This is a genomic window from Pectobacterium hainanensis (assembly GCF_046237015.1).
GTDB lineage: Bacteria > Pseudomonadota > Gammaproteobacteria > Enterobacterales > Enterobacteriaceae > JBJYIN01.
Genome location: NZ_JBJYIN010000007.1, coordinates 113,156 through 128,424 on the forward strand (window position 1 = coordinate 113,156; position 15,269 = coordinate 128,424).

Below are 15,269 nucleotides of genomic sequence, written 5' to 3' on the forward strand. Positions count from 1 at the left end.
GACGATAAGTCAGGCTGGCTTGATGGTGAAAGCCCGATAGGTCTGCAACAGGGCGGTACGTTTAAGTAAATGTTCTCTCAACTTCATGTGTAACTGACGTATCGCTGGAGAAAACTGTTTGCGGTGGGGACAAATTAGGTGAAGTGGTGCCGCTTCACCCTGTTGTTCGGGCAGCAGCACTTCCAGCCTTCCTGCTTCGACATCTTGGCTGACATCAATCCAGGATTTATAGACGATACCTAATCCTTCTAATGCCCAGCGGCGAGCAATGTCGGCATCATCGCTTTGGAGACGGCCTTTCACGGTGATGTAGCGGCGGGCTCCGTTTTCAGGAAATACCCACTTATCATAGAGACGTCCGTTCAATGAATAGAGCAGACAATGATGTTGATGCAGATCTTCTAACACTTGCGGGTGCCCGGCTTTTTCCAGATATCGAGGTGCAGCGACCAGTACACGTCGGTTGTCTTCAGCCAGTGGTAGTGCAACATAGCTTCCATTTTCTGTGACACCGTAACGAATGGCAATATCGACGGGATCGCGAAAAACATCGCTAACGTGATCGGAAAGAAATAGCCGTAGCGTCAATTTGGGATGGGAATCGCAAAACTCGGTGATCCATGGCAGCAGCACGTTACGCCCGATGTCAGACGGCATCGCGATCTTGATTTCGCCCTGTATTTCGTGTGTTTCACCGTGGAGTGTTTCCTGACTGCTCTTGAGTATTTCCAGCATTTCATGGGCAAACGGCAGATATTTTTCCCCTTCTGCGGTTAGCCGTAGGCTGCGCGTTGAACGCGCAAACAGACGAATATCCAACTCGCGTTCAAGACGCTGAATGGCGGCGCTCACCTGTCCTGGTAGCAAATTGGCTTCGCGAGCGGCGTTGGAAAAACTCCCCAGTGCGGCAGAGCGGACGAAAAGGGTGAGATCCTCAAGACGAATCATTTTCACTCCTGGCGTTAAAGTCTTAACCTAATATACCTATTTTTGGAAAAATTCGCCTAGGGTAAGCTAATCATCATGACGTGATTTGCAACCGTACGGATTAACGCGTTGCTGTCTATCTCATTTCCTTTATAAACATTATTCGGAGATTGCCATGATGAAAGCCGTTGTTTATAGCCAAAATGGTTTACCCATTCAGGATCCACAGTCTTTATATGATACCGAATTCGCTAAGCCGGAGCCTGGTACTCATGATCTGCTGGTGAAAATTCGGGCTATTGCGGTGAATCCAGTTGATACCAAAGTTCGCACTAATGCGCCAACAGATACGCCGCGTATTCTGGGGTGGGATGCTGTTGGAACGGTAGAAGCGGTGGGCAAGGACGTCACGCTGTTTAAGGTCGGCGATGAGGTGTATTACGCTGGCTCTCTTGTCAGGCCGGGGTCTTATGCCGAGTATGGCCTTGTTGATGAACGTATCGCCGGCCATAAACCGACATCATTGAGCGACGCGGATGCTGCCGCGCTGCCATTGACTTCCCTGACTGCGTGGGAATTACTGTTCGACCGTCTGGGTCTGAAAGAAGGCGAGGGTGAGGGGGATGCATTGCTGATCGTCGGTGCAGCAGGTGGTGTCGGTTCGATTCTGACGCAACTTGCTCGTAAGCTGACGGGATTACGTGTTATCGGGACGGCTTCACGTCCGGAAACGACCGAATGGGTTCGTGATCTTGGGGCCCATGATGTTATCGACCATACCCTTCCTCTTGCGGAAGAATTGAAGCGTATCGGCGAGCCACAAGTACGCTATGTCGCCAGTCTGACGCAGACGGATAAACATTATTCTCAAATCGTTGAAGCCTTGTTGCCACAGGGAAAACTCGGAATTATCGACGATCCCATTCAGCTCGATGCAACGCAACTCAAACGCAAAGCTATCTCACTTCATTGGGAACTGATGTTTACACGTTCGCTGTTCCAGACGCCGGATATGATCCGTCAGCATGAGATTTTGGAGGGTGTACGTAATCTGGTTGATAATGGTACGATCCGCACGACGGTAGGGAACCATTTCGGCACTATTAACGCTGCAAATCTGCGTCGGGCACACGAATTGATTGAAAGCGGACGTTCTCAAGGAAAAATCGTTCTTGAAGGTTTCTAAACAAGGGTGTTCTTGTGTCCGATTGCCGCTTAGCCACATTTTTATGCAAACTAAGCGACTGTTTCGTGCGCGATAATGGCATCACTTTTATGCAGCCTCATGGCACGCGCCCGACACGGGGCGGCTCAAACGCCGCTCGCCCCGTGACCCCAGGCTGTCGGCTGAAATTATGCCGCTGACGCGGTGCCTTCGTCGACATCGGGCTTAACGGACCGCTTGCGACACGTTTACTCACCCCATAAATGGGGTTCGCCCTGCGGGCCAGCACAAGTGCTGTTCAAAAACGTCTTTGACGTTTTTGTCTGACGTGACGCAAGCTTTCGCCGCATCCCTGCGGCTCATCCTAAGCCCGCTGTCTCCTCAGCATAATTTTTTACGCCGATCACAGCACTCCGGCGATCTTTATAAATACACGCACGAGGTTAAGTTTGGTTCGCTCGGTGATGACCATGACGAATTGCGTGTAGCACCTGCCGCTGTAGATCGGAAAACTCCGGGCTGGCTATCAGATCTTCGTGGCGTGGTCGAGGTAATGGCACATCAAATGTTGTCTGGATACTGCCGGGCCCCATCACCACGATGCGATCGGAGAGATACACTGCTTCTTCAATATCATGGGTCACGAACATAACGGTCAAACGATGCTGTTCCCAAATACCGGTTAATAACTCCTGCATTTGGTGACGTGTCATCGCATCCAGTGCGCCAAAAGGCTCATCCATCAGCAGGATTTTTGGGCGATATGACAGTGCTCGAGCAATTGCTACTCGTTGTTTCATCCCACCAGAAAGTTCCGTTGGCCAGGCATCGGCAAATGCAGTGAGCTGTACCAACTCAAGGTGTTGGTCGGCTTTCTCCCGACATTCTGTCCTGCTGTACCCGGCAGCCTTCAGCGCGAACTCGATGTTTTGCCGCGCGGTCAGCCACGGCAGCAACGTATAAGACTGAAAAACGACGCCGCGATCAATTCCCGCACCGCGAATGGTTTTGCCATCGACCTGTACGTCACCGCTATCATAATCTTCCAGCCCAGCGGCGATGGAAAGCAGCGTGCTTTTACCGCAACCGGACGTCCCGACAACCGATACAAATTCGTTGTCAGCCAGTTCCAGATTAATGTTGTGCAGCACTTCACGAGACTGCTTACCAACCTGAAACGATTTACTCAGGTTAGATATCGTAAGAACAGACATCAGACGCGCCTCTTGTTGTATCGGAACAGAACGCGCTCTGCGGCACGCATCAGCTGATCGCTGATTAATCCTAAAACACCTAACAGCAGGATATAGCCGATGATAGTATCGGTGGCGAAGAAACGTTGTGATACCACAATCCGGTAGCCCAGACCTGACGTTGAGGCGACTAACTCTGCCAGCACTAACCAAGTCCATGCCCATCCCAAGCTGATACGCAATGCGTCCCAAATACCCGGTAAAGCACCGGGTAGGACAATGCGAAACAGAATCTTTCTATCCGGCATTCCTAGTGTGCGGCCCAATCCGACAAAGTCGACGGGAACCCGTTTTACCGCATCAATCACCATCAGAACTTGCTGGAAAAAAGTACCAATCCAGATGATCAAGAATTTTTGCACATCATCGGTACCGGTCCAGAGAATGGTTAACGGAACAAACGCGACGACCGGCATGTAACGGATAAAATCGACGAGCGGTTCGGTGAGAGCTTTGAATACGCCATAACAGCCTGCCAGCACACCTATCACAATGGCCATGGCAGAGGAAATAAGAAAAGCAACGCTGATTCGGTACAGGCTGCTTTTCACATCGCTCCATAGCGTACCGTCTAGCGCCAGACTGACCATTTTTAACCACACATCACTGAGCTTGGGTAAAAATATGGCAGGGACGGTACCACTGCGTGTTGCCAGCCACCACAGTAAAAACAGCGTAATAAATAATCCTACGCTGATACTGATAAATAGGGTGCGGGAAGGAAGTCGCCCGATCACCAAAAGGTTTAATGATTTACGACGAACTTTCATGGCTGGCTGTTCACAAAACTGGCGTCGATAACTTGTGCCGCTGTTACCGGTTTAGGAATCAACCCTGCCGCAGACGCTGCATCCAGCACATGAGTGAAGGTTTGTTCAGCGAAACTGTGGCTAAGCACCGCTTTGTTTTCTGCCAGAGAGAAATACTTCACGCCGTCGAATGCCGTATTCAAATCAGCCGGCGTCGCGCCAACGGCTTTTGCTATCAGGGCGCGGTCCGCTTCCGTATTTGCCTGATAGTGACTGAGCGCCTCGTTCCAGCTTTTGATCAGGGCCGCGACCTGTCCTGGTTTTTCTTTCAAAACCGCGTCGCGAACGACAAAGACATCGCTGATCAGGCCAGGATCGGACGTCCCGCTATACAGCACCTTCAGCGTAGGATCTTGTTTTAACGCCGCAGAAATATAAGGTTCATACGTTACGGCAGCGTCAACACGCTTAGCGATCAACGCGCTGCCGGCAGAATCCGCAGGCATGGGAACGGGAATGATATCGCTCCATTTCATTCCAGCGGAGGAGACCGCGCTGTGCAGTAAAATGTCACTGGTGGCGCCTTCCTCAAAAGCAATCTGCTTGCCTTTCAAGTCATTTAGACTGGCGATATCGCGATTGACTAACAAAGCATCGGCACTTTCGCTTTGGTCCAATAACAAGACGACTTTAATGGGTAAGCCCGCTGAAACCATTGCCATAGCCGTATGCGTCGCGATACTGGCTCCGTCAATCTGACCGCTAGCTAATGCAACATTGACATCCTTATCTTCGGCAAAGTTAATGATGTCTACTTTGCTCATACCTTGTTTGGCGAAAATACCGTGAGCCTGAGCAACATGCCATTGACCATAGCCTAACCAGGGCTGAATACCCATTTTGAATGTGCCAGCTTCAGGTGTGGTTGCCGCCATTGCAGAGGTCGCTAGCAAGCCAGCACAGCAGGCCAATGCAATCTTAGTGGTGATCTTTTTAAATCGCTTTTTTTTAAGCTTCAGCAAAATTGACATATTTTTTCCTCTCTGGTGTCGTAATAAAAAAGTGAGGTGTGCTAAACGGTTCTGCGTCGGTCACTCTTTTCTGCAAGCACAACGGCAAATAGGGGACTGAGCCGTTGTGTTAAAAATAACAATCGTGGTGTTCAAAAAAACAAGAGTAGGATATTGATATCCTATGGTTTTAACCGGTTTATGATGAAAATATCACAATCGGGATTAATATTAATGACAAATTTCACCTTCATATACACTAAATAATTCGAGTTGCATGAAGGCGGCAAGCGAAGGAATCCCGATGAGCTTACTTGAGTAAGTGATTCGGGTGAGTGAGCGCAGCCAACGCACAAGCAACTTGAAGTATGACGGGTATATCGTGTTTATCATTTAGCGTATTCAACGTCTCTGAATATCGGTAAGCGAGAGTCGCTACGGCTCAGGCGCTAAAGTAGGATAAGCCTATGCCGATGAATAAGTGGTAAAGCGCGAGGCTATGGCCTTTTCCTCTTTTCTGGCGACACGCTGGCGAGGGTGAAATACTGGCTGGGATCAACAAATGGTCGTGCAAGAAACTTTATTCTTCCTACCGTTACGGATATATCCGGTTCTAGATTAGTCACAGGAGAGTGAAATGAGGAAAGGTGCAATAAAGCAGGGCGTTTGCGGCCTGCTGCTGGCGTTGCCGCTATGCGGTCTGGCAGAGACGGGCAACCCTGATTTGATCGCAGGTTACACTTCACAGGATTTGGCTTCGGTATTGCCTGCGAAAGTATTCACCATGGTGAAACGGGATGTCGCCGTTGATGCGCAAAATCACTCGGTGCAAACGGAATATATGGATAGTGCCGCCAATAATAAAGCGTTGGTGACACTCTATACGTTGCCGCCCAGTAAAGAAGGCAAAATACCAATCGCTTCAAGCGACAGCGATCTCGAACTTGTTATCACTAGCACAGAAAAAGAAATGCTGCGCCAGCGGATCCGGCCCGATAAGCGAGATATTCAGGTTGATGGCGCGACCAAATTTCGTTGTTTGCAGAGCGTGTTGAATAATAAGGTGATGCATTCACTTTGTTCTATGCTTGTCAAAGGGCGAGTATTGGAAATTCAGGCGATTAACACACTGGATCCGACATCCGGTACTGATGCACTGCAAAAAATAACGGATCAGCAAAACGCGATGATGGTGGAAATAGGAAAAGCGCTACTGGCGTTGAAGAAATAGTCAACTCGATGATGTTGTTGTCTTCACAACCGTTTGCCGCTAATGAAATGAGAAGGTTACTGCCATCAGTAACCTTTTTTGCGGACGGTTGTGGAGTGAACAGCGATGTTTTTTATGGCGCGTTTGCCAGCGCAGTTCGAGAAACTGGAACGGTTGGTTCAAGCATAACGCCAGCATCAGTCGGTTGCTCGTAATCCTCCCGCCAAAAGCGTAAATGCCTCAATGACTTTTGGCAGCGTCGCCTGCGGTTCTTCACTTGCGGCTACCCACAAGGCAGCATTGAGTGCGGCACCGTTTAACAGTCGTGATGCTGCTTCTACATCTACAGGTTTGAGAACACCCGTTTCTACCATTTCAGCCACTGCATGGCGGGTTGCATCCAGACAGGTGTTCTGGCTTGGCCAACGAGACGGATCGCCGAGAAATGCAGGGCCGTCCAGCAACACGATGCGCTGAATTTCCGGATCGAGTGCCATCTCAATATAAGCGATACCTTCAGAGAGTAATCGCTCCCAACTGTCTTTGGACGATTTTGCTCGCGCTTTGGCTCGCTGTGCCATCTCACCGTCAACCTGTGCAACAACTTCGGCCAACAACCCCCGCTTGTCCCCAAAATTGTGATAGAGCGCCCCTCGGGTTAGCCCAACACTGGCGGTTAACTCATCCATTGAGGCGGCGGCAAATCCTTTTTCAGCAAAGGCTTTACGTGCCGCAGAGATGAGTTTAGCCCGGTTTTCTTCCATTGTTTCAGCTCGACGTTTTGCAGCCATGAACCCTCCGGTATTCAAATACGGTTCGTATGTCATTTGACATACACTTCGTATGTGTGTTTAATTTGACATACGTCGTGTATATTAAATTAATTATGCACGTTGCGCATCCTTACCCGAATTTACCTCCATGAGAAGGGCATTTTATGATTCAACGTGAACCTATTTTTCCCGCCAATCGGCATGCGTTATATGAGGAACATGGCTATTCCGCAGGTATTCGCTCCGGCGATTTGTTGTTTGTTTCAGGACAAGTAGGAAGCCGTGCTGATGGTACGCCAGAACCTGACTTCGCCGCGCAGGTCAGATTGGCTTTTACCAATCTGCAAGCAACGTTAGCCGCCGCCGGTTGTACTCTTGACGATCTTATTGACGTAACGACATTCCACACCGACCCTGAAAATCAATTTGGTGTGATTATGGATGTGAAAAAGGTGGTATTTCCTTGCGCACCGTATCCAAACTGGACGGCAATCGGTGTGAATTGGCTGGCGGGATTTGATTTTGAAATCAAAGTGGTGGCCCGCATTCCTGCTACTCAATCTATTGAAGCAAATTGAGCTTTCTGAACGTCAAGATACGGGCGTAGAGGTTTGCCGCGAATTATTCATTCCCAGTTAAATGAATAATTCGCGGTAGGGGATGGACTCAATCTTCCCAATAGAACAGTGCATCGAACTGAGTGAAACCGCGAGCGTTGAGTACGGTTGGTACATGCGTTCCTGTAGGCAAGGATGCGGTTAATTGTCCCTTATAAATACGGGTAAGCCCACATTGTTCAAGTACAGACTGAACGTGTTGACTTAATTTAATGACAGCGGGTGTTTCCAGTTTGTCGACTCGCTCCAGATCAGGAAGTGGTTGATAGCCTCCTTTAGAATGCCAGTGCTTATCACTCTCCATAAAAACAAAATAGGGCGACAGGCGACTCAACAAGACCGTTAGCCCAATGTGTTCTTCACCATAACCAACGGGTCGTTTGACATTAAAATCTGGCGTGTTTCTATAAAACCAGGTGTCAATAAAAGAGGCGTAACCAGAGCCATAATGATTCCATTCAATCCTTGACTGGGTATTGGTCAGGCGCATGACCTGCGCGCAAACGCTTTTTAAGTGTTTCTCGATGAGTTGTTCATCATTGCTCACCCACGGATATTCATCAGAAATACATTGTGGCACGGGCTGTAAAAGCATAGTGATCTCGTGCTGGGAGAGCAGTGGTGGGGCAATGTCATTTTTTTTATTGTCATTCTTTTTGTTATTGCGAGCCATTTCATTTCCTGAGATTCATCGCTGGCGCATGGTGGAAAATAGACTACCTTCGGTGAAGGATTCACTCATTTCAGAGAGATATATTACCGTATTTTATACCCGGTGGGGTTTGCTGGCTTTTTAACGGATAGGAAGTTCCGTTGTTTGTTTAATGGTTTGCATTGGGAGTTCGGTCTTAATGCTTTGTACTCCTTTAATTCGCGCCAGGTGTTTTATTTGAAATTGCCGATAGGCATTAAGGTCGGCGGCAACGACGCGCAGGATAAAGTCACAGTCGCCGACCATGAGGTGACACTCAACCACTTCAGGGAGCCTTGCGACCTCACGGCAAAAATGTTCAACCGTTTCTTCACCCTGGCTTTCCAACCAGATGCGAACAAAAACAGTTAGGTTTAGCCCCATCGCCGGAGGGTTCAAAATAGCCACATAACGATCGATAGCTCCGCTGTCTTCCAGGTTTTTTACGCGGCGGAGGCAGGGTGAAGGGGATAAGCCCACTTTCTCAGCCAGAATATTGTTCGGGATGCGGCCATCTTTTTGTAATTCTCGTAAAATACGGTTATCGATTTCGTCCATTAATGTCATCCATTGATTGCCTGATGGGATTTTTTTTCAGTTCAGTATGCGGCAAAATTCAAAAAAAAGCATTTGGCTGATAATTTCAACGGAATGTGAAATGATGAAATCTGATGCCAATTTAACTGATTTTAATAACTAACTCGCCCCCAAATTCTAACAGCGAAAATTTATAATACTCCGCTCAAAAAAGGAGAATTTATGTTTCGCGATTTCGCATTTTCTTTTGCCGGTCCCTCTGCTAATGAATTCAACAGAGGGGTTCTTGCGGCGGTTCCTGTGATGATTGGATTTATTCCGTTTGGTTTGTTATTGGGGACGCAAGCGGTGCAGAAGGGATTCTCTGTGTCGGAACTGGTATTGATGACGGGGTTGAATTTTGGTGGTGGTTCCGAGTTTGCCGCGTTATCACTTTGGACATCGCCGCCGCATGTCCTGACTATCGTCTTTGTCAGCCTGTTGGTGAACAGCCGTCATCTTCTTATGGGCGCATCGCTTGCGCCTTATCTTGCTCACCTTCCACGTCGTCATGCGCTGCTGGCGCTGTTTTTTATGTGTGATGAAAGTTGGGCAATGAGCATTGCCGATGTTGCAAAACGCCGTCAGCAGGGCTTATCGGCTTTTAGCATGGCGTACTACGCCGGTGTGGCATTGTCGCTGTGGCTAATTTGGATCATATCAACGGGAACGGGCGTGATGGTGGGGCCAATGCTCGGAGACGTCACCATGTGGGGATTCGACATGGCTTTCCCTGCCGTTTTCCTGGTGCTGCTGAAAGGAATGTGGCGAGGGTTTATACCAGCGATCCCCTGGCTGGTTAGTCTTGTGAGCGCTGCGGCAACATACCGTTTTTGTCCCGGTGCGGCCTATGTTCCCGTCGGTGCGACAATGGGGCTTTTCACCATATTGTTGATGAACAGGAAAGCATCGTGAGTCTAACATTACTGACCATTCTACTGATGGCTCTCACAACCTATCTGACCCGTATTACGGGTTATGCGCTGCTGCATGGCAGGCAACTCGGGCCTCGTTTAAAAGCGGTGATAGAGGCAGCTCCCGGCTGTGTACTGATCACAGTTATTGCCCCGCATTTTGCGACGACTGAACTCGCCGACCAACTGGCATTACTCATTGCTCTGTTAGCCGCGATGCGGTTTTCACTACTGCCCGTCGTAGTCATCAGCGTACTGGCAACCGCGTTTTTACGCTATCTGTTGTCATGACAGACTCATACAACACAGCTCGCTGACAAAAATACCGGATAGAACAATACAGAGAATAAGAAGAATGGAATAAAAGGATAAGGGAAAGGCTGGTCCAGTCTTGTACCAGCCTGAGTCTTGCTATTTCTGTTTACGGTGCTCGTTCGGCGTTACGACGCTGAGCATCGAATTGAATACCTGCGACGCTGTCCGGTAGTTTCTTTGGCGCAAGTTTAGTGTGGTAGTAAATATAATATTTCTTCAATGCCGCAGCATTCTGTGTACCGGCATCCCCTAATCTCTGGTTAGCCAACTGCGCGATAGCGGCTACTTTAGAAGAATCGACCGAAGCCGGTTCGCGGTTGGCGAGGATGTCCAATAATTCCGGTTCAATGGTGATCGGCTTAGGGGCCGATGCAGCACGCTCGGCTTCCAGTTGAGCGTTAATGCTGTTACCGCGGATCATCCAGATCGCAACCACCGTACTTAATAGCACGAGAGAGAGACCGATGTGGAGCAATGATTTTTTCAGGCTACCTTTCCTGAAGTAGAACCAATAGAAGAACATCAGCATTGCAATAATGAAGTAGATGCCAATGGCACCACCGAGCAATTCAAGTACAGTTTCCATAATTTAGTACAGATCCTTTATGTCGATAACGGGCCGCAATTATACGGTCGGAAAGCATTCTAGGGGGCGACTGATTCTCCTGCAAGTAGTGTTTTATCAGCGTTCGGTTATAACTTATTGCCGAAAAGAATAGTTATCGGGGTGGAGGAACCGATATTTTCTTTTGGTCGAGAAAAATGCTTCTCATCATCAGGCTAATTGATACATCATGAGAAAATCTACGCATTATCAGGGAATAGAATAATGACGCTTTATCAGATAAAGCCTGCTTTTCAGGCGCTTTTGCGCCCATTGATGTTCTGGTTGTATCAACAACGTGTTACCGCCAATCACATTACTCTCGCTGCTATGGCACTTTCCTTTATCACTGGCGCGGTGTTGATCCTTTTCCCTTATCCTGGTTTCTTCGCACTCTTGCCTGTCGTGTTGTTTTTACGTATGGCGCTCAATGCGCTGGATGGCATGTTGGCGCGTGAGTGCAACCAAAAATCACGCCTGGGGGCTATTCTCAATGAGACTGGCGATGTGCTCTCCGATGTCGCACTCTATCTACCTTTTATGTTGCTTGAGCACAGTAATCCGTTGTTGGTATTGGCGATGCTGTTCTGTGCCGTCATGTCGGAGTTCTGCGGTGTGCTGGCGCAAACCATTAATGGCGTACGAAGTTATGCCGGCCCGATGGGAAAAAGCGATAGGGCACTGGTATTGGGTACCTGGGGATTGGTACTGGCGATCTGGCCATCGCTGGTACAATGGAATAACGTTGTATGGGGGATCGTAATCGTGTTGTTGCTGTGGACGGTCTTCAATCGTTGTCGTAGCGCATTATGTGACGAGGGGGCGAAATAATGCTACCCAGTTTCTTTTTCGCAAGCAAAACAACAGGGAATCATCTTCATGATTAATACACGGACGCCGGACGAGCGGCAATTTTTGACCAGTGATAACACGGAACTGTTTTATCGCTATTGGCCTGCAACATCGGCGGGTGCAACGCCGAAAGTGATCGTGTTGTTCCATCGCGGACATGAGCATTCAGGGCGCCTGCAACATATTGTCGACGAACTGGCGATGCCAGGCACCACGTTTTATGCCTGGGATGCCCGTGGACACGGTCGCTCTCCCGGTCAACGTGGTTATAGCCCATCGCTGGCCCGTTCAGTACAGGATGTTGATGAGTTTGTCCGTTTTGCGGCGGCTGATAGTCAGGCGTCAATGGACGATGTGGTAGTGGTCGCACAAAGCGTTGGCGCGGTTCTGGCCGCAACGTGGGCACATGATTATGCCCCAGCCATTCGCGGTCTGGTGCTGGCTTCTCCGGCGTTTAAAGTCAAACTGTATGTACCGTTTGCCCGTCAAGGGCTGGCGTTGATGTACCGGTTACGCGGTCTCTTTTTCGTTAATTCCTACGTTAAAGGCAAGTATTTGACACATGACCCGCAACGGGTGGCGAGTTTTAATCAGGACCCACTGATTACCCGCCCCATTGCGGTAAACATTCTCCTCGATCTCTACAAAACAGCAGAACGTATTGTCAGCGATGCCAGCGCGATTACGTTACCGGTGCAGATGCTGGTTTCCGGGGAGGATTACGTTGTACACCGCCAACCACAGATCGATTTTTACCAACGACTACGCAACCCGTTGAAGGAGTTGCATGTACTGCCGGGTTTTTATCACGATACGTTGGGTGAAAAGGAGAGACATGTTGCGTTCGATAAAATGCGCGAATTCATCGATACGCTCTATGCCGCGCCACCACAGCGTTTTGATTATAGCCATGAAGATCGCTGGAGTCCGGGGGCGGATACCTGGCGGATGTTAAACGGCGGGCCGGAACCTTACTCGATGGACGATATGGCGTATCGCGGCCTGCGTTATGGCATGAAAATGCTGGGGACTCAGTCTACAGGGGTACGTCTGGGGTTTGAAACGGGGTTTGATTCGGGCAGTACGCTGGATTATGTCTATCGTAACCAGCCTCAGGGCAGTAGCGCACTGGGACGTTTGATTGATAAAAATTACCTCAATAGCGTCGGCTGGAAAGGGATCCGCCAGCGAAAAATTCATCTCCAGATGTTAATTCAGCGTGCTGTAGCGAAGCTGGTTGAACAGGGAAAAACAGTAAGAGTCGTGGATGTCGCGGCTGGACATGGACGCTATGTGCTTGACGCTCTGGAGGGGGAAACGGACGTGAGTGAAATCCTGTTGCGTGATTACAGTGAACTGAATGTGACGAAAGGACAGGAGATGATCGCCAGCCGTAATATGTCAGAGCGGGCGCGTTTTGAACAGGGTGATGCCTTTAACCGCGAAGAACTGGCCGCGTTGGAGCCCCGCCCAACACTCGGTATTGTCTCTGGATTGTATGAGTTGTTTCCGGAGAACACGCCGGTGCGTCATTCGCTTGCTGGATTGGCAGAGGCCATTGAGCCAGGCGGTATCCTGATTTACACCGGTCAACCGTGGCATCCGCAGCTAAAAACCATCGCCTGGTCGCTTACCAGCCATAAAGATGGCAAAGCCTGGGTGATGCGTGTGCGTACGCAGGGGGAAATGGATGCGTTGGTACGCGAGGCGGGTTTTGATAAATGCACTCAGTTGATTGACGAGTGGGGAATTTTCACCGTTTCTATGGCGGTACGCCGGGCATCATGACAACACGACGTTCTGTTTACTGGCAGGGGATTGGCTGGTTGATTCTGCTCGCCCCATTTTTCTTTTTGACTTACGGGCAGGCTAATCAGTTTACGGCTGGACGAGAAAACATTGGCAGTCTGGTTTTTGGCTGGGAGCGGCATATTCCTTTTGTGCCGCTGAGCATCATCCCATATTGGAGTTTGGATTTGCTGTATGGCTTATCGCTGTTCGTTTGCTCGTCATTGAATGAGCAGCGCCGGCTGGTCGGTCGTTTACTGCTTGCCTCGCTGATCGCCTGCGCTGGTTTTTTGTTATTCCCGCTGCAATTTACCTTTATCAGACCAGAATTGAGCGGTCTTTCCGGTTGGTTATTCGGTCAATTGGAGCAGTTTGATTTACCGTACAACCAGTCGCCATCATTACACATTATTCTTTGCTGGCTATTGTGGCGGCATTTTCAGCGCCATCTGACGATGACCCGATGGCAGACGCTGAACAGTAGCTGGTTTTTGCTGATCGCCTTATCGGTTCTGACTACATGGCAGCATCACGTTATTGATGTGATCACGGGGTTCGCCGTCGGTATGATTATCGATTGGCTGATTCCGGAACAGGGTAAATGGCGCTGGTGTTGTGCCGTGGGGAAACACCAGGTTCTGGCAAAACGGTATCTTTGCGGTGCACTAGTTTGTTTGGCCGGAGCCTTTCTGACGGCTTGGCTGTGGTGGCCAACGGTGGCGCTGTTAATTGTGGCACTCGCTTACGGCGTGTTGGGTGTCGATGCGTTACAAAAAGATGAGAAGGGGCAACTAGCGCCTCCCGTCTGGTGGCTGTTGCTACCCTGGCGAATAGGGATGATGCTTTCCATGCGCCTCTATACCCGTCGCTTACCGTCGTTCAGCCAACTGGCCGATGGTGTATCCTTGGGGGTATACCCGCGTATGCCTCCAAAGCAGCATGCGGTATTGGATCTGACCAGCGAATTTTCCCGTTCTCGGGCTCTACACAGCGTTGCTTATTATTGTGTGCCCATGTTGGATCTGGTTAAGCCCGATGACGCTACGCTTCGTCGCGCGGTGGATGAACTGGAGCGATTGCGGCTAGCACATGGCAGCGTACTGATTCACTGTGCGCTGGGGCTTTCGCGCAGTGCGCTGGTTGCAACCGCTTGGTTGTTGCAGCGTTATCCTCATCTGACTCCGGCACAAGCGGTTGCACAAGTGCGCATGGCTCGCCCACCAGTCGTGTTTCCTAATGAATATATGGAGTTACTGGAAAGATGGAAAACCAAAATTCCAATGTAACAAACCAGATCGATCTGCAAACGCGCTTCGTTCAGCAAACCCTGAAAAGTGGACGTTTCTTTCTGATCTTTTCCATTCCACCGATGACATGGGTGATATTCGCCGACCCGCTGGTTTTTCCCCGTATTTTTATCGCATTACTATGCGGTATCGTCTGGTTTGGTTGTTGGCGTATTTGGTTAGACGAGCACTATTTCATGTTGATGAGTGAAGAAAATAACCACCTTGCCGGAGAGGCACTCTTTGCTATCTGGCGCAGAGAAAAACTACAAAAGCTCGCGTTTGTCGAGCGTCAACGAGGCGCACTGAATCTGTATCGACGTACAATGTGGTCCACGGGAGTATTGTGGATGACTTGGCTGATGGCGTTGTTATGGGATTATGTCACTTCTTCATCTCCCGGTATTTTATAAACGCGAGAGCAGCAATATTTGTTACGGCAACGTCTTAAGAGCTTTACTTGAGGCTGTTTGAAGTAAAAATCCACGCAATTGCGTGGATTTTAAAGGTTTTTTTAGTCTTCATGCGATGCTGTGAGA

At 49.4% G+C, this 15,269-nt stretch carries 17 protein-coding genes; 9 read left to right on the forward strand and 8 right to left on the reverse strand.

Features of this window, described 5'->3' with window-relative positions; genetic code table 11:
* Window positions 1-9 precede the first annotated feature (9 nt).
* Complete coding sequence (locus ACKPVM_RS09185) at window positions 10-948, reverse strand: LysR family transcriptional regulator (RefSeq protein ID WP_409308737.1); 939 nt, start codon at window positions 946-948, stop codon at window positions 10-12.
* 157 nt (window positions 949-1,105) lie between these two features.
* Between ACKPVM_RS09185 and ACKPVM_RS09190 the strand changes: the two genes are divergently transcribed.
* Window positions 1,106-2,113 carry a zinc-binding alcohol dehydrogenase family protein gene (locus ACKPVM_RS09190; RefSeq protein WP_409308838.1) on the forward strand — a complete coding sequence of 336 codons (1,008 nt, stop codon included), beginning with the start codon at window positions 1,106-1,108 and terminating at the stop codon, window positions 2,111-2,113.
* A 422-nt stretch (window positions 2,114-2,535) separates the two neighbouring features.
* On the opposite strand, the gene ACKPVM_RS09195 is transcribed toward ACKPVM_RS09190, so the two are convergent.
* The 3 genes from ACKPVM_RS09195 to ACKPVM_RS09205 are packed head-to-tail and all read right to left on the reverse strand — an operon-like array spanning window position 2,536 to window position 5,125.
* On the reverse strand, window positions 2,536-3,306 hold the full coding sequence (locus tag ACKPVM_RS09195) for an ABC transporter ATP-binding protein (RefSeq protein WP_409308738.1): 771 nt from the start codon (window positions 3,304-3,306) through the stop codon (window positions 2,536-2,538).
* Window positions 3,306-4,115: an ABC transporter permease gene (locus ACKPVM_RS09200; RefSeq protein WP_409308739.1), complete on the reverse strand. Its 810-nt coding sequence runs from the start codon at window positions 4,113-4,115 to the stop codon at window positions 3,306-3,308. Before ACKPVM_RS09200 ends, ACKPVM_RS09195 begins: the two co-directional genes overlap by 1 nt.
* Window positions 4,112-5,125, reverse strand: a complete 1,014-nt coding sequence (locus ACKPVM_RS09205) for an ABC transporter substrate-binding protein (protein ID WP_409308740.1) — start codon at window positions 5,123-5,125, stop codon at window positions 4,112-4,114. Before ACKPVM_RS09205 ends, ACKPVM_RS09200 begins: the two co-directional genes overlap by 4 nt.
* A gap of 616 nt (window positions 5,126-5,741) precedes the next feature.
* Between ACKPVM_RS09205 and ACKPVM_RS09210 the strand changes: the two genes are divergently transcribed.
* Window positions 5,742-6,335 (forward strand): hypothetical protein, encoded by a 594-nt coding sequence (locus tag ACKPVM_RS09210; protein ID WP_409308741.1) that lies wholly within the window; start codon window positions 5,742-5,744, stop codon window positions 6,333-6,335.
* 176 nt (window positions 6,336-6,511) lie between these two features.
* On the opposite strand, the gene ACKPVM_RS09215 is transcribed toward ACKPVM_RS09210, so the two are convergent.
* Window positions 6,512-7,105 (reverse strand): TetR/AcrR family transcriptional regulator, encoded by a 594-nt coding sequence (locus ACKPVM_RS09215; RefSeq protein WP_409308742.1) that lies wholly within the window; start codon window positions 7,103-7,105, stop codon window positions 6,512-6,514.
* Between the two features lie 146 nt (window positions 7,106-7,251).
* On the opposite strand from ACKPVM_RS09215, the gene ACKPVM_RS09220 reads away from it, so the two are divergent.
* Window positions 7,252-7,665, forward strand: a complete 414-nt coding sequence (locus tag ACKPVM_RS09220) for a RidA family protein (RefSeq protein ID WP_409308743.1) — start codon at window positions 7,252-7,254, stop codon at window positions 7,663-7,665.
* An 88-nt stretch (window positions 7,666-7,753) separates the two neighbouring features.
* Here ACKPVM_RS09220 and ACKPVM_RS09225 read toward each other — a convergent pair whose 3' ends face one another.
* Both ACKPVM_RS09225 and ACKPVM_RS09230 read right to left on the reverse strand, forming a co-directional pair.
* Window positions 7,754-8,377 carry a hypothetical protein gene (locus tag ACKPVM_RS09225; RefSeq protein ID WP_409308744.1) on the reverse strand — a complete coding sequence of 208 codons (624 nt, stop codon included), beginning with the start codon at window positions 8,375-8,377 and terminating at the stop codon, window positions 7,754-7,756.
* A gap of 120 nt (window positions 8,378-8,497) precedes the next feature.
* Window positions 8,498-8,962 (reverse strand): Lrp/AsnC family transcriptional regulator, encoded by a 465-nt coding sequence (locus tag ACKPVM_RS09230; RefSeq protein ID WP_409308745.1) that lies wholly within the window; start codon window positions 8,960-8,962, stop codon window positions 8,498-8,500.
* 192 nt (window positions 8,963-9,154) lie between these two features.
* Between ACKPVM_RS09230 and ACKPVM_RS09235 the strand changes: the two genes are divergently transcribed.
* A complete protein-coding gene (locus ACKPVM_RS09235; RefSeq protein WP_409308746.1) occupies window positions 9,155-9,886 on the forward strand; it encodes an AzlC family ABC transporter permease in 732 nt (243 codons plus the stop codon).
* Window positions 9,883-10,176 carry an AzlD family protein gene (locus ACKPVM_RS09240; RefSeq protein ID WP_409308747.1) on the forward strand — a complete coding sequence of 98 codons (294 nt, stop codon included), beginning with the start codon at window positions 9,883-9,885 and terminating at the stop codon, window positions 10,174-10,176. Before ACKPVM_RS09235 ends, ACKPVM_RS09240 begins: the two co-directional genes overlap by 4 nt.
* Window positions 10,177-10,306: 130 nt before the next feature.
* Here the strand turns inward: ACKPVM_RS09240 and ACKPVM_RS09245 are convergent, their stop codons facing one another.
* The gene (locus ACKPVM_RS09245) at window positions 10,307-10,786 is read right to left on the reverse strand and encodes a hypothetical protein (protein ID WP_409308748.1); all 480 of its coding nucleotides are present in this window, start codon (window positions 10,784-10,786) and stop codon (window positions 10,307-10,309) included.
* Window positions 10,787-11,029: 243 nt separating this feature from the next.
* Between ACKPVM_RS09245 and ACKPVM_RS09250 the strand changes: the two genes are divergently transcribed.
* The 4 genes from ACKPVM_RS09250 to ACKPVM_RS09265 are packed head-to-tail and all read left to right on the forward strand — an operon-like array spanning window position 11,030 to window position 15,143.
* Complete coding sequence (locus ACKPVM_RS09250; RefSeq protein WP_409308749.1) at window positions 11,030-11,635, forward strand: CDP-alcohol phosphatidyltransferase family protein; 606 nt, start codon at window positions 11,030-11,032, stop codon at window positions 11,633-11,635.
* 48 nt (window positions 11,636-11,683) lie between these two features.
* Window positions 11,684-13,444: a bifunctional alpha/beta hydrolase/class I SAM-dependent methyltransferase gene (locus ACKPVM_RS09255; protein WP_409308750.1), complete on the forward strand. Its 1,761-nt coding sequence runs from the start codon at window positions 11,684-11,686 to the stop codon at window positions 13,442-13,444.
* On the forward strand, window positions 13,441-14,730 hold the full coding sequence (locus ACKPVM_RS09260) for a phosphatase PAP2/dual specificity phosphatase family protein (protein WP_409308751.1): 1,290 nt from the start codon (window positions 13,441-13,443) through the stop codon (window positions 14,728-14,730). Before ACKPVM_RS09255 ends, ACKPVM_RS09260 begins: the two co-directional genes overlap by 4 nt.
* On the forward strand, window positions 14,706-15,143 hold the full coding sequence (locus ACKPVM_RS09265; RefSeq protein ID WP_409308752.1) for a hypothetical protein: 438 nt from the start codon (window positions 14,706-14,708) through the stop codon (window positions 15,141-15,143). The genes ACKPVM_RS09260 and ACKPVM_RS09265 overlap by 25 nt, the downstream gene beginning before the upstream one ends.
* Window positions 15,144-15,269: the final 126 nt, after the last annotated feature.